A 16,587-nucleotide genomic window follows, 5' to 3' on the forward strand; every position below is an offset into this window, starting at 1 on the left:
ATATGGCTGGCGTTGCACTTCCTGTCTGACAAGCGCCTCGGCAAAACCCGACGACTCTCTTGTACAAGGATTACATTAGGGGCCACAGCTGACTTGGCTTAGATCCAATTCGTATCAGATCCTGACGTATAGTTATCAAATCGGTATGAGGCTTATTGCCATCTGTATGAAGGACCTTTTGCTAGACAGCTTGGCCTCCTGAAACGGTTAACCCGATAGCACGCTACCGTTCGTCTGACCGTGCTCGTCAACGCTGTTGAGCGCTGGGGTCATTGAATTCATCCCCGCTGGGCTTATGGTTGGGTCATCGCATACAACCGTGGTTGAGGATGTCATGACCCAGGCTTTGATCTTCGATGCGTTGCGCACGCCCCGTGGCAAGGGCAAGGCCGACGGAGCCTTATACAGCGTCAAACCGGTGAATCTGGTAAGTGGCCTGCTTGGCGCCCTGCAGCAGCGCATGGGGCTCGACAGCGGTCAGGTGGACGACATCGTGCTCGGGTGTGTGACGCCGGTGGGCGACCAGGGAGCCGACATCGCCAAGACCGCCGCCGTGGTGGCGGGCTGGGATATCAGTGTGGCGGGTATGCAGCTCAACCGCTTCTGCGCTTCGGGTCTGGAAGCGGTCAACCTGGCGGCGATGAAGGTGCGTTCCGGTTTCGAAGACCTGGTGGTGGCCGGCGGCGTCGAATCCATGTCCCGAGTGCCCATGGGCAGCGATGGTGGCGCCTGGGCGCTGGACCCACAAGCCAACCTGCAAGGGAACTTCATCCCCCAAGGCATCGGTGCGGACTTGATCGCCACCTTGGAAGGCTTCAGCCGCGAGGACGTCGACGCTTTCGCGCTGCGCTCCCAACAAAATGCTGCTCGGGCCAGGGCCGACGGTTCGTTCGACAGGTCCCTGGTGGCGGTACGGGACCAGAACGGCATCGTATTGCTGGACCACGATGAATTCATCCGTGCCGACTCTACGCTCGAAGGGCTGGGCATGCTCAGGCCGAGTTTCGAGACCATGGGCCAGATGGGCTTCGACGCTACGGCGCTCAGGGTCTACAGCCATGTCGAGCGGATCGACCATGTGCACACGCCGGGCAACAGTTCGGGAATCGTCGATGGCGCGGCGCTGATGCTGATTGGTTCTGAAGCCAAGGGACGCGACCTGGGTCTGCAGCCCCGTGCGCGGATCGTCGCCACGGCCGTCACCAGTACCGACCCGACCATCATGCTCACCGGCCCGGCCCCCGCCACCCGCAAGGCCTTGGCCAAGGCCGGGCTGCGGGTCCAGGACATCGATCTTTTCGAGGTCAACGAAGCTTTTGCCTCGGTGGTGCTCAAGTTCATCAAGGACATGGCCATCGATCCGTCAATCGTCAACGTCAACGGTGGTTCCATCGCCATGGGGCATCCCTTGGGAGCGACGGGGTGCGCCATTCTCGGCACCTTGCTCGATGAGTTGGAGGCGCGGCGCCTGCGCTATGGTCTGGCGACCTTATGTGTGGGTGGCGGCATGGGCATTGCCACGGTTATCGAGCGCTTCTGAGCCCGACTTCAGGAATGTTTTTTTCGAGGAATGTTGTTCATGAGCGATGCCATACGCTACGAAACCGGCCCTGACCGGATCGTCGTCCTGACCCTGGACATGCCGGACCAGAGCGCCAACACCATGAATGCGGTGTATCGCGAAGCCATGGCGGCCTGCGTAGCCCGTTTGAACGCTGAAAGAGACTTGATAGCGGGTGTCGTCATCACTTCCGCCAAGAAGACTTTCTTCGCAGGCGGTGACCTCAACGAACTGGTCCAGGTCCAGAGGGCCGAGGCCAAGGCGTTCTACGACATGATCCTGGCCCTCAAGGCGCAATTGCGTGCGCTGGAAACGTTGGGCAGGCCAGTGGTGGCCGCCATCAACGGTGCGGCCCTCGGTGGTGGCTGGGAGATTTGCCTGGCCTGCCACCACCGGGTGGCGCTGGATGACCCGTCGCTGCAGATCGGCCTGCCGGAGGTCACCCTTGGCCTGCTGCCGGGCGGCGGCGGGGTGGTGCGGATGGTTCGCCTGCTTGGCCTGGAGAAAGCCCTGCCATACCTGCTCGAGGGTAAAAAGGTTCACCCTCGACAAGCGTTGCGGGCAGGCTTGATCGATGAGCTGGCGGCCGACCGTGACGAGTTGCTGTCCAAGGCGCGCGCCTGGATTCTTGCCAACCCGAACGCGGTCCAGCCTTGGGATGTGAAGGGATACAAGATCCCGGGAGGGACGCCATCCGATCCTGGCGTTGCGCAGATGCTGGCGATTGCCCCATCGATCCTGCGCAGCAAGACCCAGGGATGCCTGCCCGCGCCGGAGAGAATCCTTTGCGCCGCGGTGGAAGGTGCCCAGGTCAACTTCGACGCGGCGCAGTTGATTGAAACCCGCTATTTCACTGAGCTGACCACCGGCCAAGTGGCGAAGAACCTGATAGGTACGTTCTGGTTCCAGCTCAACCAAATCAAGGCCGGAGGTTCGCGCCCACAGGGCTTCGCGCCCTATCTGACAAAAAAGGTCGGTGTGCTCGGTGCCGGCATGATGGGCGCCGGCATCGCCTGTGTCTGCGCTCTGGGCGGAATCGAGGTGGTACTCAAGGATGTCGACCTTCGTGCGGCGGAGAAGGGCAAGGCCCGTTTGGTCGCGCTGCTGGACAGGAAAGTCGCCCGCGATGAGATGACCGTGCAACAGTGCGAAGCTACGCTGGCCCGCGTCCATGTCACGGACAGCGATGCCGACCTCGCCGGTTGCGACCTGGTCATCGAGGCGGTGTTCGAAGATCGCGGCCTGAAGGCCAGGGTCTCGGCCGCCGCCCAGGCGGTGGTCGGGCGCGAGGCGGTCATTGCCTCCAATACTTCGACATTGCCCATTACCGGCCTGGCAACGGCGGTGCCGGACCCGACGAAGTTCATCGGCCTGCACTTTTTCAGTCCCGTGGAAAAAATGCCTCTGGTGGAAATTATCAAGGGCACCTGCACCAGCGATGAAACCCTGGCTCGCAGTTTCGATTTCGTCCTGCAAATCAACAAGACGCCGATTGTGGTCAATGACAGTCGCGGCTTCTTCACCTCAAGGGTATTCGGCACCTTCACCCAGGAAGGTATCGCCATGCTCGGCGAGGGCGTGAGCGCGCCCATGATCGAGACCGAAGCGCGCAAGGCCGGCATGCCGGTCGGCCCCCTGGCGGTTTCTGACGAAGTTTCCCTCAGCTTGATGAGTCATATCCGCGCCCAAACCCTCCAGGACCTGCGAGCGGAAGGAAAAGCACCGCTCGACCACCCGGCATTCGCAGTGATCGATCTGCTGCTCAACGAATACAAGCGTCCTGGTAAAGCCGCTGGCGCGGGTTTCTACGACTATCCGGCCAATGGGCCGAAGCATTTGTGGCCGGGCCTCAAGACCCGTTTCGAGAACGTTGGCAGGCAAATCTCCGAGCGGGACATTCGTGACCGTCTGCTGTTTATCCAGGCCCTGGAAACCGTGCGCTGTATGGAAGAGGGTGTGCTCGCTTCGACCGCAGACGCCAACGTCGGGTCGGTTTTCGGCATCGGCTTCGCGGCCTGGACCGGCGGCGCGTTGCAGTTCATCAACCAGTACGGTCTGAAGGATTTCGTTGCCCGTGCCCAGTATCTGTCCGAGCAATATGGCGAGCGTTTCGCTCCGCCGGCCCTGCTGTTGGAAAAAGCCGCGAGGCATGAGCTGTTCTGACGGTGAGGAAGGGCTTGCCTTGGAGCAGTGTTTCAAGGCAGGCTCTGGGTGTGCAATATTCCCATCACCGTGTCAGGTATTTTTTATGTCGCTACGCATCTGCATCTTGGAGACCGATATCCTGCGTCCGGAATTGGCCGATCAATATCAGGGCTACGGGCAGATGTTCCAGCGCCTGTTCTCGCAGCAGCCCATCGAGGCGCAATTCGTCGTCTACAACGTGATGCAAGGCCATTACCCCAGCGACGACGAGCAGTTCGACGCCTATCTGGTGACCGGCAGCAAGGCGGACTCCTTTGGCACTGACCCCTGGATCCAGACGCTCAAGACCTTCCTGCTGGATCGCTACAAGCGTGGCGACAAATTGCTGGGCGTCTGTTTCGGGCACCAATTACTGGCGCTACTGCTGGGCGGCAAGGCTGAGCGTGCGACCCAGGGCTGGGGCGTGGGCACCCATCGCTATAAATTGGCGGCCAAGGCGCCATGGATGAGCCCGGTGATGGAAGAACTGACCTTGCTGATCAGCCACCAGGACCAGGTCACCCAATTGCCCGAGAACGCCACGGTCATCGCCTCCAGCGATTTCTGCCCGTACGCGGCCTATCACATCGACGATCAGGTGCTGTGCTTCCAGGGCCATCCCGAGTTTATCCACGACTATTCCCGGGCGCTGCTGGATATCCGCCAGCAACATCTGGGCGAGCAGGTCTACAGTCAAGGCGTTGCGAGCCTTGAACAGGAGCACCACGGCACGACGGTGGCGGAGTGGATGATGCGTTTTGTGGCACACAAACCGCAGGCCTGACAGACCCTGTGTTTCGAACCCCTGTGGGAGCGAGCCTGCTCGCGATAGCGGCGACAAAACTCCCACAGTATGACGTTGCGTTACAACCACCCCGACCGCTTGAAGCTGGCCCACAACGCGGTGCATCCCACCGTAATCACGCCCAGCACCATGAAATACCCGTAATGCCAGCTCAACTCCGGCATATCCTCGAAATTCATGCCGTAGATCCCCGCCACCGCCGTCGGGAACGCCAGGATGGCTGCCCAGGCCGCGAACTTGCGCTGCACCACACTCTGACGTGATGCCTCGAGTAGCACGCCGACCTCGATGGTCTGGCTGGCAATGTCCGCCAAGGTGGTCAGGTCTTCCATCTGCCGTGTGACATGGATCTGCACATCGCGGAAGTACGGACGCATATTTTTGTCGATGAAAGGGAAGTTCAGCTTTTGCAGTTCTTCGCTGATCTCCACCATCGGTGCCGCATAGCGACGCAGGCGCAGCACGTCCCGGCGCAGGCTATGCAGTTTCTGGATATCCCGTTCGTTCAAGGCGCTGCATAGCACATACTGCTCTAGCTCATCGATCTCGGCATGAATGGCTTCGCCCACTGGCTGGTAGTTTTCGATCACGAAATCGAGGATGGCATAGAGCACGAAATCTTCCCCGTGCTCCAGCAGAAGGGGGCGGGCCTCACAGCGCTGTCGGACGTGGGCATAGGAAGCCGAATGGCCGTTGCGGGCAGTGATGATGTAACCCTTGCCGGCGAAGATATGGGTCTCGATGAACTGCAGCTTGCCGTCCTTGCGTATCGGCGAATACGTCACGATGAACAGCGCATCGCCGAAAGTCTCCAGCTTCGGGCGGCTGTGCTTCTCCATGGCGTCTTCGATGGCGAGTTCATGCAGGTTGAATTGACGCTGCAGGTTGGTCAGCTCTTCGGCATTGGGCTCTTCAAGGCCGATCCACACGAAATGTCCGGGTTTGGCAGCCCAGGCGCTGCCCTCGTCGAGGGTGATGTTGGTGACTTTCTTTCCGGCGCTATATACCGCAGCAGCAACGACTCTACCCATAATGGCGGTTCACTTCTTCTTCGAATTGGCAGTCAGGCAGTGTCCAGCTTAGCGTGCCCTGATGCTTGAGAGTCAGCAAAATCCATCGAGTTCGCAGGAAAAAGAAACCCGCCATACGGGCGGGTTATGCGGGTTCAAGCGTTCTGCACCTGTCGATCCATCGACTCGATGCATTCATGCATTTGCTCGCGACATTGGGCCATCAGCCGAGGCATGTCCTCCATGCTAAGCCCAGCTGTGGGAATGACCGGCAACGAGCGTATGAGAATGTCACCACTGCGCCAGCGATTGAGGCGCATGTGGTTGATGTAATTGCTGACGCACACCGGGACAATCGGCACTCCGGCGGCGATCGCCATCTGAAAGGCGCCTTTCTTGAACGCAAGCAACTCGTGACCTAGATTGCGAGTACCTTCCGGGAACACCCAGATGGACGTTTCCTCGTGCTGCAGTGTATGAGTGGTGGTCAGCATCGACCGACGTGCCTTGATCGCATTGCCACGATCGATCAACACGTTCCCCGCCAGCCAGAACAACTGTCCGAACAGCGGCACCCATTTCAGGCTTTTCTTGCCGATACACACCGTACGATGGGGCACTACATTGCCGAACACGAACAGGTCATAGTTGGACTGATGGTTGGCGATGATCACGCAACTCGGAGGCTTATTGGCCAGCGTTCCGACCTCGGCCTTGACCCGCAGGCCCAGAATCCGCATCGCGGGCCAGGCATACAGCCTCGCGCATAAACGGCTGTTGTCCGGATTGAACGGGCGGCATAACCCCAGGACCAGACCGAGTACACCCGCCAGGATAAAGTGCAGGCCCATCAACAACATGCGCAGTACGAACAACATCTACAGGCCCCACTGGGACAAAAGGTGGCGCAGTGTACGAATGTGCACTGTTTTCGGCAATTCTCGCTACGGGCATTGGAATTGGGCGATCTTCAACGAGATGTCTGGAATTTACGCGTAAGAAGCGAGCTAGAACGGCTAGAGATTTCTAAACGCGAGGTGTAATAAAAAACCCGACGCTGGGGTCGGGCTTTCTTTCGAGCAGTCAGGGCGTTAACCCATGTGCTCCTGATCCAGCAGAATGGCACTGTCCAGCGTTTCCAACAGCGCCTTGCGGACTTTCAACTTGGTGTTCTTGTGGGCGCTCATGTTGATCTTCTTCAACTGACGCGCCGCCTCCATGGCCGCACCCTGCAGCTCTTGCGCCGCTACCACTTTGTCGAGGAAGCCGGCATCCACGGCGCTCTGTGGATCGAACATCTCGGCATTGATGACCGAGCGATGGAAGGCCGACTTACGTAACCGATCACGGGCCAGTTCGATACCGGCGTGGTGCATGGTCATGCCGATCTGCACCTCGTTCAGGCCGATAGTGAACGGCCCCTCGACACCAATGCGGTAATCCGCCGAGAGCAACAGGAATGCACCCTTGGCCACCGCGTGCCCCGGGCAGGCGACAACGACGGGGAAGGGGTGGGACAACAGGCGACGGGCCAGGGTCGAACCGGCAGTGACCAGACTCACCGCTTCCTTGGGGCCGGCGGTCATGACTTTGAGATCGTAACCGCCGGATAGAATCCCTGGCTGCCCGGTAATGATCACCACCGCACGGTCTGCCGTAGCCTGGTCCAGCGCAGCGTTAAACGCAGTAATCACATCCGGCGAAATGGCGTTGACCTTGCCGTTGTTCAAGGTCAGGGTCGCGATACCATCCTCTAGGTGGTAGGCAATCAGATCGCTCATGGCGCTATTCCTTGTAAGAGAAGTGACGCAGACGTTACCCACCGTCGCAGGTCCGGTAAAGCGCTATGACTGACTCACCGGTCAGCCCTCCGGCACCGCAAACGCCCCGAACCGCCCGCCCGGCCGCGCCCCCCGTTAAAGAACAGTGCGCTGACGTACCCGAAGATTGTCCGGTTTGCCATGCGCCAGCCTGTTTGGAACCCCGATCCCTTTAACCGCATGAAAATTCTGAAAAAAACCTTTGCCATCGGAAAGCCTTTCGACTACATTAGCGCGCCTCGACAGACTGAACAGTTTGCCGAGACACGGTGAAGTGTCCGAGTGGCTTAAGGAGCACGCCTGGAAAGTGTGTATACAGGAAACTGTATCGAGAGTTCGAATCTCTCCTTCACCGCCAAATTCTGCAAGCACAAACCCCTGATTTTCCTGGAGAAAGTCGGGGGTTTGTGGTTTTTGGCGTCGTGAAAAACGTGGATATGGGAACAGCGTGGGATTCAAGCTGTTCAAGCGGAGCGTTCTTCGGTCCTGGTCGCCAGCTCACTCCAGCGCTGAATCCCCTCTGGCACCGCCCTCCGGATGAAACTAAGCTAGAGCCCGACTGCTTTCCCGTAATTGGATATGAAAGATGAAAAGGATTTTGTGCAGCGCAATCGCGCTGAGTACGCTCATTGCGTTCTCGAACCCCGCCTGCGCCGGGCCTTCCTCCCTGGATGACGCCCGCGCCCTCGTTGCTCAAACCGGACTGGGCAAGAAGCTCTCTTCCCTTGCGCTCCTGACCGCGAAAAGCACTACCACTTACGCAATGATCGCTCAAAAGCTGGGGAATGCGAGCGCAAACAGCGCGGTGTCCGACGAGATCAATGCGTTGCTGCCGAAATATCAACCCAAATGGGATGAAAGCCTTGCAGCAGCTTATGAAAGGTCGTTCTCCAGGGAAGAACTGTCATCGCTTGCCTCCGAAGGTCGCGCTTCAAAATATGCGCCGCAGGTCAGGGAGCGGCAGGCCGGGATCGGCCGCTATATGGAGTCGAACGCCAAGCCCATCCTGGTCGGCCTGGTTTCCGATGCGCTCAAGGCAGCCATGTCCAAGCACGTCCCCCAATAGATCGCGGAACGGACCCTTCGAATCGAAAGGGACGACTGGTCAATCGGGATGTCTATCGCCAACAGGATCCCCAATGGCCAGGACGTCCCATGCCTCATCCCCGTATCGGTTTCGCTTGCCAATACCGACATCCCGCGCAAGGCCTGTCGGCGAGCGAACTGAAGACAATCGAAAGCCCCTTCAACCCCCGCACCACCACGCTGCGTTGGATGGATGGGGTCGCGCCGCAGGTGGCCCGCGACAGGTTGGTCGACATCGTGGTCCACAACCTCGAAGCCCAGATGCGCTTGATTGCCTATGTGGCCGAGCTGCCACCCACGTTGCGCATGCTTCGATTGAGCAGCGACCTGTTGCCTTTCTACAGCCACGAAAAGGTGCGCGGTTTCTATCAGGACCGCATGATCCAGAGCCTGCTGGAGGAACGCTTCGCCGCGATTGGTCTATCAGCACGCGCCGCGGATGTTCGCCTGTCGTTTCATCCCGGCCAGTATTGCGTGTTGGGTTCGGACAAGCCGACAGTGGTCGAGAACAGCATCGCCGAATTCGAGTACCACGCCGACATGATCAGGATGATGGGCTACGGCCGTCGCTTCCAGGATTTCAAATGCAATGTCCATATAGCCGGTCGGCTGGGTAGCGAAGGGGTCCGTTCTGTCTGGTCACGGTTATCGGAGGTGGCGCGCAATTGCATCACCTTCGAGAACGAAGAGAAGACTTACGGGGTGGATGACTGTCTGCAACTGGCGGATCTGGCGCCGGTTGTCCTGGATATTCATCACTGCTGGATCAACGAAAACGACTACATTGCCCCGGATGCGCAACGGGTCGAACGCATTATCGATAGTTGGCGCGGTGTGCGGCCCACCATGCATTACTCACAGCCGCCGGAGCGCCTCCAGGACCTGGGCTTTGACGCCGAGCACAAATTGGAAATGGAGGCGTTGCTCAAGGTGGTTTCCAAGCGTGATCTATATGGTCACAGCGCCCGGATGTGGAATCGTTGGACGAACGATTATGCCCTCAAATTTCTGGACCGCTTCGACATCATGCTGGAGGCCAAGGACAAGAACCTGGCTGCACTGGCGTTCCATGAACATTTCGTCTCGACATTGAGTGAACGTGACCGCTCAAACAGCATCGTGCAACCCCACGGCAGTATCGAGCAAAAGCATCCCGGTACATAGGGTTAAGGTTTTCCTGAAGAGAGTCTTATCAGCTTAATCGCCGGGAGAAAACATCATGTTCATTTGGATGAGTCCAGCGGTGCGCCTTAAAGCGCTTGCGGTGTGCCTGGTACTTTCAACGGGCGCGGCGTTGGCTTCGCAAACCGCCAGCCAGGAAGCCAATGCACATCGGGTGCGCCAGGCGTTCGCGGATTGGCAGCACGGCAGGGGCACCGTTTTCGATTTGCTGGCGCCTGATGCGACGTGGACTGTCGCCGGATCCAGCCCCGTTTCCGCCGTGTATGGCAGTAAGGTCGATTTGATGGAGCGCGCCGTACGTCCCATCAGCGCCCGGCTGGCGACACCCATTTACCCAACCGTCGAAAGTATCGTGGCCGATGACGATGTCGTGGTGGTGCTATGGCGTGGGGAAGCGACAGCACTGGATCGCAAGCCCTATAACAACACCTATCTTTGGCATATGACGTTCAAGGATGGGCAGGTTATCGACGTGAAGGCGTTTCTGGATACTTTTGTGCTGAACGATCTCATGGTTCGCGTGAAGCCAACCCGATAGCGGTCTTTCTCTGCGAGGAGGCTGGCATGGGCTCATATCATGTCCTAGCCTTGCCTTGACCAGCAAAATCCCACCGGTCGCACCGAAAAGTAAGCCGGGGAGTCATGGAATGACCAAAAGAAAAGGAACTCATTTAGTGGCCAGTCTGGAAAAGATCAGCGGCGCGGCGGGCATTTTCGGCATTTGTTATTCAATACTTACATGGAGCGGTGTAGGGAAAGGATTCAGCCCCTTCAGCCTGGGCGCCTGGAAGAAGACCCTTGGAAAGCTTGTCGAGGATGGGCATGCCACGACTTTCCTGATCGTAGGCGAGAACATCACGCTGACAGGTATCAGTGAGGACGGCTGGGAGTTCAATACAGGGAGTCTTGGGGAAATGGACTGGGCCCGTACCACGGGGAGCTCAACGACTTACGTTTACTATATCGGTGTCAACAAGCAGTTCGTGAAGAAGTACAGGGCCCTTGCAGCCAAGCTGAAAAAGACCAAGACCACTTACGACGCTTTCTGGCCAAACCTTCCTTTGGCGAACACTCAGTATCAAAACTGTGTCAGCCATAGTCATTACGTGATTTCCGAGCTCGGCCTTGCGCACTGGGGAAATACCGTCAAGGGCTGGTGGATGCCATCCGCCAGTAACTGGGTGGATTGGTTCAAGAGTTTCGCACCCGTGCAACGAGACGGGTTCAGTTGGAAATACAAGAAGTTCGACAGTATCAATACCCATATCCCCGTTGTCTGACAGGCGACCCAGGCGTTTCGTGTTCAATGCGTTGGCGATTCAGAACGAAAGCTGTCAGGCATGGTCTTTCGAAGGCCAGAAATTCAACTCCTCAGAGGACGCACAATGAGTCTGATCGATTGCCCTGAATGCGCTTCCCGGATCTCTGACAAGGCCTACGCCTGCCCACATTGTGGCAACCCTTTCCGGGAACCAAGTTTCCGGCTGACGGAGAAAAACGTCGGTCAGATTGCCGGGGTTACCGGAGTCTGGCTCACGGCACCCTGGATCGCACGCATGGTGTTTGGCGTTGTAGTTGTGATCGCTGTAGCGGCGGTGTTGATCCTGCGCTGATTCGCACGGAAGTACATGAAACGGCTCGTTGGATAACGAGCCGTTTTTTTACCTTCGAGGGGCAATCGACGTGTGAAACGTCGTAGGTGCGGCGCCGCTCAGGTATTCAACGCCGACTGCGGTGTGTCCGGGTTGAGCTGCTGGCGCCTGAACTGCCCTGGCGGCAGGCCATGTATCTGGCGAAAGCGCCTGGAAAAATAAGCTTCGTCGGCGAACCCGCACAACCTCGCCACTTCGCCCACCGGGCGGGTGCCGTTGAGCAAGTAATTTCGCGCCGCATGCATCCTGCGCTCAAGCACCAGTTCGGTGAAGGTCTTGCCGATTTCCTTGCGCAACCAATGGGTCAGGTAAGTGGGCGACAGGTAAGTCGCGGCGGCGACCTTTATCAGGTTGAGATCGGGGTCGGCGATGTTCTTGCGCAGGTATTCGGACATCCTGCCCAACGCATCGCGCCGGCTGATTTCGGCGGCGTTTTCTTCGGCCAATCGCTTGAGCGGCTCGGCATACAAGGCACAGACGCTGCCGATCAGTTGCAGCAGCAAACCCTTGAGCATTTCTCGGGTGCCGAATTGACGGTTTTCATCCAGCACGCGCATTTGCTCGATCAACCCGCAGACCTTGCTGAAATCTTCCTGGCCCAGAATGAAATCCAGGTGCTCCTGGAAACGGAACGGCGATAACTCGGGGGCCAGGAGAATCGAGACTTCCTCCAGATCCATCGGGTCGCATTGCAGATGCGGCAACAGGAAGGTCTGGGAAAAGTTGATCACGATGAAGCTGCTGTCCGCCGGATGCGGAATCACATGCACGCGATGGGGCAGGATGAAAGCCAGTGTGTTACGGGGAAATGGGCGCTGGACGTTGCCGATGTGTTGCACGGTGTCGCCGCCGAGGTTGATCTGGATCTGGAAATATTCGTGACGATGGGGACTGGTTTCGGCTCGCCGGCCCTTTTTGTCGCGGATGTAGAAGTCCGTCAGTTCGCTGCGTTGTTGCATGAAATAGGTGGGGACCTGGCTCGGTGATGACATCTCCTGGGGAACCTCGACTGGTACGGAGGGAGGCGTTGATTGTGACGGGGCTGCCATGTGATTTTCAAGGAGTCGTACGATGACATGGCTAAGGGAGAAATTTATTTTCAAACAAGGGAAAGAGGCACTGTCCAAAATTCAAAAAATACTCTCAAATAATTTTTGCTTTAAAAACAATCGGTTAGTAGGTTTTCGGCGCCTCCCTGAAAGTTTTCACTGGCTTTTGCTTTTTGGACAGGTTTTTCACTCGCGGTGGCAAAGGTAAAAAATGATCTAACACCTTCGTTGATTTTGTTTGGTTGTACGACCACTGTCGGGCTCTCGATTTTTCTAACAATAATGAGGGCTTATCCATGTCGAGTTCACAAACTTCCCGCGCTGGCGCATCGCCAGCGCTGGCCCGCGCCCGAGATACCGCGGCGTCGATCAGGCTGCCGTCCCGTCGGCGCTGGTTCATGCTGTCGCTGCTGCTGATCGCGACGATCATCAACTACATCGATCGGGTGAACATCTCGATTGCGGCACCCTTCCTGGCCAAGGACCTGGGCCTGGACAAGATTGAAATGGGCCTGATCTTTTCTGCTTTTGCCTGGACCTACGCCATTGCATTGGTGCCCGCCGGATTCATTGCCGACCGCTTCGGGTCTCGGGTTACCTATGGGGTGTCGCTGATCAGTTGGTCGACAGTCACCGTGTGCCAGGGCTTCGCCACGGGATTCGCTTCACTGTTCGGCCTGCGTCTGGCCGTGGGCGCCATGGAGGCACCGGCGTTTCCGGCCAACAGTCGGGCGGTCACGGTGTGGTTCCCGGCGCGGGAGCGGGGCATGGCCAGTAGCATCTACGTCTGCGGCCAGTACTTGGGCACCGCACTGTTTACCGGTGCGTTGCTCTGGCTGGCGACTACTTTCGACTGGCGTCATGTGTTCTACAGCACGGGCGCCCTCGGTATCGTTTTTGGCGTGGCCTGGCTGTTCCTGTATCGCGACCCGATGAACTGCAAGAAAGTCAGCAAGGAAGAGCTGAAGTACATCGAGGCCGGGGGCGGACTGGTCAAGAGCAGTCAGGAACGCACCCGCTTCAACTGGCGACAGATTGCCGAACTGTTCAGCTATCGGCAGGTCTGGGCGATCTGCATCGGCAAATTCGCCAGCACCTCGGCGCTGTATTTCTTTCTCACCTGGTTCCCGACGTACCTCATCGAAGAGCGTCAACTGACGACGATCAAGGCCGGAATCTTTGCGGTGATGCCATTCGTGGGCGCGACGGTGGGCATTCTGCTGGCGGGGATCGTTTCCGATTTGCTGATCCGTCGAGGCTACTCGCTGTCTTTCGCCCGCAAGCTGCCGCTGGTGGTGGGTTCTATGCTGGGCATGTCCATCGTCCTGGTGAACTTCACCGATTCGAACGCGATCTGCATCGCCGTGCTGACGATTGCCTTCTTCGCCCAGGGCATTGCGTCGTCTTCCTGGGCGGCGGTGTCGGAAGTGGCGCCCAAGGAGCTGATCGGGTTGACCGGCGGGATCACCAGCCTGGCCGCCAATATCGGCGGCATTGTCACCCCCATCGTGATCGGCGCGATCGTCCACAAGACCGGCTCGTTTGCCTTGGCCTTCTGGTTCATCGGCGGTGTCGCGCTGATCGGCACCTTGTCTTACTCATTGCTGCTCGGTCGCCTCTATCGCATCGAACTCAAGGTTCGCTGAGTCAAGACAACCGATTTCTCCAATACGAGGCGGCTTTCGTCCAACTTCGCAACAGACAGCCGCCGTACGCTGATCCTTCCATCAGGACTTTAATCAGAATGAACATGCCCGAGTACGTCTTTACGCCCGACCTGCCCGTGACCTTGCCGGTAGCCGGCAGCCCCCAGCGGTTTCCCGTGGGCCGGGTATTTTGCGTCGGCCGCAATTACCCTTGGCCCGACACTCAAGGCCAGTCCCGACAACCGCCAGTGTTCTTCATGAAGCCGGCGAGCAGCGTGATAGAGGCGGTGGGTGAGATGGCTTATCCGTCCGTGACAGAGGAATTCGTTCACGAAATCGAGCTGGTCGTCGCCATCGGCGAGGGCGGTGCTCACATTCCTGAAAGCCAGGCCCTGGCCTATGTGTGGGGCTACGCGGTGGGCCTTGATCTGACGCGACGTGATGTCCAGCGCATGGCCAAGCGCAACGGCCTGGCATGGGAGGGCGCCAAAGTGTTCGATGGCGCCGCGCCAATGACCGCCATTGTGCCGGTGGCGCAAGCCGGGCATCCGCAAGGCGAATTGTGGTTGAGCGTGAACGGCGAGGAACGCCAGCGCGACAGTCTCGACAGCCAGATCTGGTCGGTCAGCGAAGTCATCAGCCGCATTTCCCAATCGGTGCCCCTCAGGGCCGGTGACCTGATCATGACCGGCAGCCCGGCGGGCGTCGATCTGTTGCTGCCGGGAGATGTCGTCACCGCTGGCATCGATGGCATCGGTCAACTGGAAATGCGCGTCGGCCCGCGCCCGTGAACCTGGCAATCGTCCTACTGATTTGAGAAAGGAAGCACCACATGTCCAATACCTTGAAAGTAGCGCTGGTGACTGGTGCCGGCAGCGGCATCGGTCGCGCCGTAGCCTTGGGGCTGATGCAGGACGGATTCACCCTGGTGTTGGCGGGACGCCGCCCGGAACCCTTGCAAGCGTTGGTCGAACTGGCCGCCGCCGAGGGTCGTGAAGCGTTGGCGGTACCCACCGATGTGCGTGATCCGGTCAGTGTCGATGCGCTGTTTGCAACCATCGCTGAGGTCTACGGACGTCTGGACGTTGTGTTCAATAACGCCGGGATCAACGCCCCGGCTGTGCCTCTGGATGAGTTGACTTTCGAACAATGGCGCAACGTGATCGACACCAACCTCAACGGGGTTTTCCTCTGCGCCCGTGGCGCGTTCGGGCTGATGCGCCGGCAACAACCCCAAGGCGGACGCATCATCAACAACGGCTCGATTTCCGCTCATACGCCACGACCCTTCAGCAGTGCCTATACCGCCAGCAAACACGCGGTACTGGGGCTGACCAAATCACTGGCCCTGGATGGCCGCGAATTCAACATCGCCTGCAGCCAGATCGACATCGGCAACGCCCTGACGGAGATGTCGGTGCGCATGACCAAAGGCGTGCGCCAGGCCAACGGCACCGTCGCGGTGGAACCGATGGTCGACGTCAGTCATGTGGCTGACGCGGTGCGCTACATCGCCGGCCTGCCGCTGTCGGCCAACGTTCTGAACATGACCGTCATGGCCACCGCCATGCCCTTTGCCGGCCGCGGTTGAGCCGGCGTTTTTATTCGCTACGCGAGGTCCCCATGAAGCCAGAAGTCTTGCAGCTCAGCCCGATCCTGATCCCTGAAATCAATACCCGGCTCAACGAGCTGTTTACCATTCGGCGTTATTTCGAACAGGCCGACAAAACCGCCTATGTGCAGGAACATGGCGCCAACATTCGCGGTGTGATCACCGGCGGGCACACCGGTATCAGCCAGGCGCTCATGGCACAACTGCCCGGACTGGAGGTGGTCGCGGTCAACGGCGTAGGCACCGACGCAGTGGACCTGGCCTACGCCAGGGATCGTGGCATTCGTGTCACTGCCACTATTGGTGCATTGACCGAGGACGTCGCCGACCTGGCCATCGGATTATTGATCGCTGTGTGCCGTGGTTTGTGCACCGGTGATCGCTACGTACGCTCCGGCCAATGGCCTCAAAGCCCGACACCGTTGGCACCGCTGCCATTGGCCCGTCAGGTGTCGGGCATGCGCATCGGCATCGTCGGCATGGGCCGCGTCGGTCGCGCGGTGGCGATCCGCGCCGCCGCGTTCGGATGCGCCATCAGCTATACCGACCTGCAACCCATGAATGACGTGAGCCACCGGTTCGTTGCCGATCTCAAGCAACTGGCGAGCGAGAGTGATGCACTGATTCTCGCCGCTGCCGCCGACAAGGCCGAAGCGATCATCGACGCCCAAGTGCTGCAAGCCCTGGGGAAGGGCGGCTATCTGATCAACGTGGCCCGGGGCAAGCTGGTCAACGAGACCGATCTGGTCGCAGCACTGAACGCCGGAGACATCGCCGGCGCGGCGCTGGATGTGTTCGTCGACGAACCGAACGTTCCCGAAGCGTTGTTTGGCAATGAACATGTCGTCCTGCAACCCCATCGCGCCAGCGCAACGTTGCAGACCCGCACGCGCATGGGAGAAATGGTGTTGGCCAGTCTGGTGGACAGCTTTGCCGGGAAGGTGCCCCAGGGGTGTGTGACGGGTTGAGGGCTTAGGTTT

The 16,587-nt window shown here is 58.8% G+C and carries 16 protein-coding genes and 1 tRNA gene; 13 read left to right on the forward strand and 4 right to left on the reverse strand.

Annotation, left to right across the window (positions count from 1 at the left end):
* Window positions 1–334 precede the first annotated feature (334 nt).
* From LCU97_RS19445 to LCU97_RS19455, 3 genes are all read left to right on the forward strand, one after another.
* On the forward strand, window positions 335–1,540 hold the full coding sequence (locus tag LCU97_RS19445; protein ID WP_053150298.1) for an acetyl-CoA C-acetyltransferase: 1,206 nt from the start codon (window positions 335–337) through the stop codon (window positions 1,538–1,540).
* A 39-nt stretch (window positions 1,541–1,579) separates the two neighbouring features.
* Complete coding sequence (locus LCU97_RS19450) at window positions 1,580–3,724, forward strand: 3-hydroxyacyl-CoA dehydrogenase NAD-binding domain-containing protein (RefSeq protein ID WP_232777502.1); 2,145 nt, start codon at window positions 1,580–1,582, stop codon at window positions 3,722–3,724.
* An 85-nt stretch (window positions 3,725–3,809) separates the two neighbouring features.
* Entirely contained in the window at window positions 3,810–4,529 is a 720-nt protein-coding gene (locus tag LCU97_RS19455; protein WP_053150301.1) for an amidotransferase, read from the forward strand.
* 80 nt (window positions 4,530–4,609) lie between these two features.
* On the opposite strand, the gene LCU97_RS19460 is transcribed toward LCU97_RS19455, so the two are convergent.
* The 3 genes from LCU97_RS19460 to LCU97_RS19470 form a co-directional block, all read right to left on the reverse strand.
* Window positions 4,610–5,581, reverse strand: coding sequence for a magnesium and cobalt transport protein CorA (locus tag LCU97_RS19460; protein WP_053150304.1), 972 nt, complete (start codon window positions 5,579–5,581; stop codon window positions 4,610–4,612).
* A 134-nt stretch (window positions 5,582–5,715) separates the two neighbouring features.
* The gene (locus tag LCU97_RS19465; RefSeq protein ID WP_232777503.1) at window positions 5,716–6,438 is read right to left on the reverse strand and encodes a 1-acylglycerol-3-phosphate O-acyltransferase; all 723 of its coding nucleotides are present in this window, start codon (window positions 6,436–6,438) and stop codon (window positions 5,716–5,718) included.
* Between the two features lie 213 nt (window positions 6,439–6,651).
* Window positions 6,652–7,341, reverse strand: coding sequence for a crotonase/enoyl-CoA hydratase family protein (locus LCU97_RS19470; RefSeq protein WP_053150310.1), 690 nt, complete (start codon window positions 7,339–7,341; stop codon window positions 6,652–6,654).
* Window positions 7,342–7,648: 307 nt separating this feature from the next.
* Between LCU97_RS19470 and LCU97_RS19475 the strand changes: the two genes are divergently transcribed.
* The 6 genes from LCU97_RS19475 to LCU97_RS19500 all read left to right on the forward strand — a co-directional run bounded on the left by LCU97_RS19475 (window position 7,649) and on the right by LCU97_RS19500 (window position 11,261).
* Window positions 7,649–7,738 (forward strand) — tRNA-Ser (locus tag LCU97_RS19475).
* 228 nt (window positions 7,739–7,966) lie between these two features.
* Window positions 7,967–8,446, forward strand: a complete 480-nt coding sequence (locus tag LCU97_RS19480) for a hypothetical protein (RefSeq protein WP_053150314.1) — start codon at window positions 7,967–7,969, stop codon at window positions 8,444–8,446.
* A gap of 89 nt (window positions 8,447–8,535) precedes the next feature.
* On the forward strand, window positions 8,536–9,630 hold the full coding sequence (locus tag LCU97_RS19485) for an apurinic/apyrimidinic endonuclease family protein (protein WP_232777504.1): 1,095 nt from the start codon (window positions 8,536–8,538) through the stop codon (window positions 9,628–9,630).
* A gap of 55 nt (window positions 9,631–9,685) precedes the next feature.
* Entirely contained in the window at window positions 9,686–10,186 is a 501-nt protein-coding gene (locus LCU97_RS19490) for a nuclear transport factor 2 family protein (protein WP_232777505.1), read from the forward strand.
* A 109-nt stretch (window positions 10,187–10,295) separates the two neighbouring features.
* Window positions 10,296–10,928 carry a hypothetical protein gene (locus LCU97_RS19495; RefSeq protein WP_232777506.1) on the forward strand — a complete coding sequence of 211 codons (633 nt, stop codon included), beginning with the start codon at window positions 10,296–10,298 and terminating at the stop codon, window positions 10,926–10,928.
* A gap of 105 nt (window positions 10,929–11,033) precedes the next feature.
* The gene (locus tag LCU97_RS19500; protein ID WP_082339707.1) at window positions 11,034–11,261 is read left to right on the forward strand and encodes an integrase; all 228 of its coding nucleotides are present in this window, start codon (window positions 11,034–11,036) and stop codon (window positions 11,259–11,261) included.
* A gap of 98 nt (window positions 11,262–11,359) precedes the next feature.
* On the opposite strand, the gene LCU97_RS19505 is transcribed toward LCU97_RS19500, so the two are convergent.
* The gene (locus LCU97_RS19505; RefSeq protein ID WP_232777507.1) at window positions 11,360–12,292 is read right to left on the reverse strand and encodes a helix-turn-helix transcriptional regulator; all 933 of its coding nucleotides are present in this window, start codon (window positions 12,290–12,292) and stop codon (window positions 11,360–11,362) included.
* A 353-nt stretch (window positions 12,293–12,645) separates the two neighbouring features.
* On the opposite strand from LCU97_RS19505, the gene LCU97_RS19510 reads away from it, so the two are divergent.
* From LCU97_RS19510 to LCU97_RS19525, 4 genes are all read left to right on the forward strand, one after another.
* A complete protein-coding gene (locus LCU97_RS19510) occupies window positions 12,646–13,995 on the forward strand; it encodes an MFS transporter (protein ID WP_053150323.1) in 1,350 nt (449 codons plus the stop codon).
* A gap of 98 nt (window positions 13,996–14,093) precedes the next feature.
* A complete protein-coding gene (locus tag LCU97_RS19515) occupies window positions 14,094–14,786 on the forward strand; it encodes a fumarylacetoacetate hydrolase family protein (RefSeq protein WP_053150326.1) in 693 nt (230 codons plus the stop codon).
* A 41-nt stretch (window positions 14,787–14,827) separates the two neighbouring features.
* A complete protein-coding gene (locus LCU97_RS19520; protein WP_232777508.1) occupies window positions 14,828–15,586 on the forward strand; it encodes an SDR family oxidoreductase in 759 nt (252 codons plus the stop codon).
* Window positions 15,587–15,618: 32 nt separating this feature from the next.
* Window positions 15,619–16,575 (forward strand): 2-hydroxyacid dehydrogenase, encoded by a 957-nt coding sequence (locus LCU97_RS19525; protein WP_232777509.1) that lies wholly within the window; start codon window positions 15,619–15,621, stop codon window positions 16,573–16,575.
* Window positions 16,576–16,587 lie beyond the last annotated feature (12 nt).

Origin of the sequence: Pseudomonas uvaldensis, assembly GCF_021271205.1 — a bacterium.
Lineage (GTDB): Bacteria > Pseudomonadota > Gammaproteobacteria > Pseudomonadales > Pseudomonadaceae > Aquipseudomonas > Aquipseudomonas uvaldensis.

Excerpts from the sequence above, each read along its gene's own strand:
- LCU97_RS19500 (WP_082339707.1), top strand. The coding sequence starts at position 11,034 with ATGAGTCTGATCGATTGCCCTGAATGCGCTTCCCGGATCTCTGACAAG.
- LCU97_RS19515 (WP_053150326.1), top strand. The coding sequence starts at position 14,094 with ATGAACATGCCCGAGTACGTCTTTACGCCCGACCTGCCCGTGACCTTG.
- LCU97_RS19520 (WP_232777508.1), top strand. The coding sequence starts at position 14,828 with ATGTCCAATACCTTGAAAGTAGCGCTGGTGACTGGTGCCGGCAGCGGC.
- LCU97_RS19470 (WP_053150310.1), bottom strand. The coding sequence starts at position 7,341 with ATGAGCGATCTGATTGCCTACCACCTAGAGGATGGTATCGCGACCCTG.
- LCU97_RS19510 (WP_053150323.1), top strand. The coding sequence starts at position 12,646 with ATGTCGAGTTCACAAACTTCCCGCGCTGGCGCATCGCCAGCGCTGGCC.
- LCU97_RS19505 (WP_232777507.1), bottom strand. The coding sequence starts at position 12,292 with ATGTCATCACCGAGCCAGGTCCCCACCTATTTCATGCAACAACGCAGC.
- LCU97_RS19485 (WP_232777504.1), top strand. The coding sequence starts at position 8,536 with ATGCCTCATCCCCGTATCGGTTTCGCTTGCCAATACCGACATCCCGCG.
- LCU97_RS19495 (WP_232777506.1), top strand. The coding sequence starts at position 10,296 with ATGACCAAAAGAAAAGGAACTCATTTAGTGGCCAGTCTGGAAAAGATC.
- LCU97_RS19455 (WP_053150301.1), top strand. The coding sequence starts at position 3,810 with ATGTCGCTACGCATCTGCATCTTGGAGACCGATATCCTGCGTCCGGAA.
- LCU97_RS19525 (WP_232777509.1), top strand. The coding sequence starts at position 15,619 with ATGAAGCCAGAAGTCTTGCAGCTCAGCCCGATCCTGATCCCTGAAATC.
- LCU97_RS19465 (WP_232777503.1), bottom strand. The coding sequence starts at position 6,438 with ATGTTGTTCGTACTGCGCATGTTGTTGATGGGCCTGCACTTTATCCTG.
- LCU97_RS19490 (WP_232777505.1), top strand. The coding sequence starts at position 9,686 with ATGTTCATTTGGATGAGTCCAGCGGTGCGCCTTAAAGCGCTTGCGGTG.
- LCU97_RS19460 (WP_053150304.1), bottom strand. The coding sequence starts at position 5,581 with ATGGGTAGAGTCGTTGCTGCTGCGGTATATAGCGCCGGAAAGAAAGTC.
- LCU97_RS19445 (WP_053150298.1), top strand. The coding sequence starts at position 335 with ATGACCCAGGCTTTGATCTTCGATGCGTTGCGCACGCCCCGTGGCAAG.
- LCU97_RS19480 (WP_053150314.1), top strand. The coding sequence starts at position 7,967 with ATGAAAAGGATTTTGTGCAGCGCAATCGCGCTGAGTACGCTCATTGCG.
- LCU97_RS19450 (WP_232777502.1), top strand. The coding sequence starts at position 1,580 with ATGAGCGATGCCATACGCTACGAAACCGGCCCTGACCGGATCGTCGTC.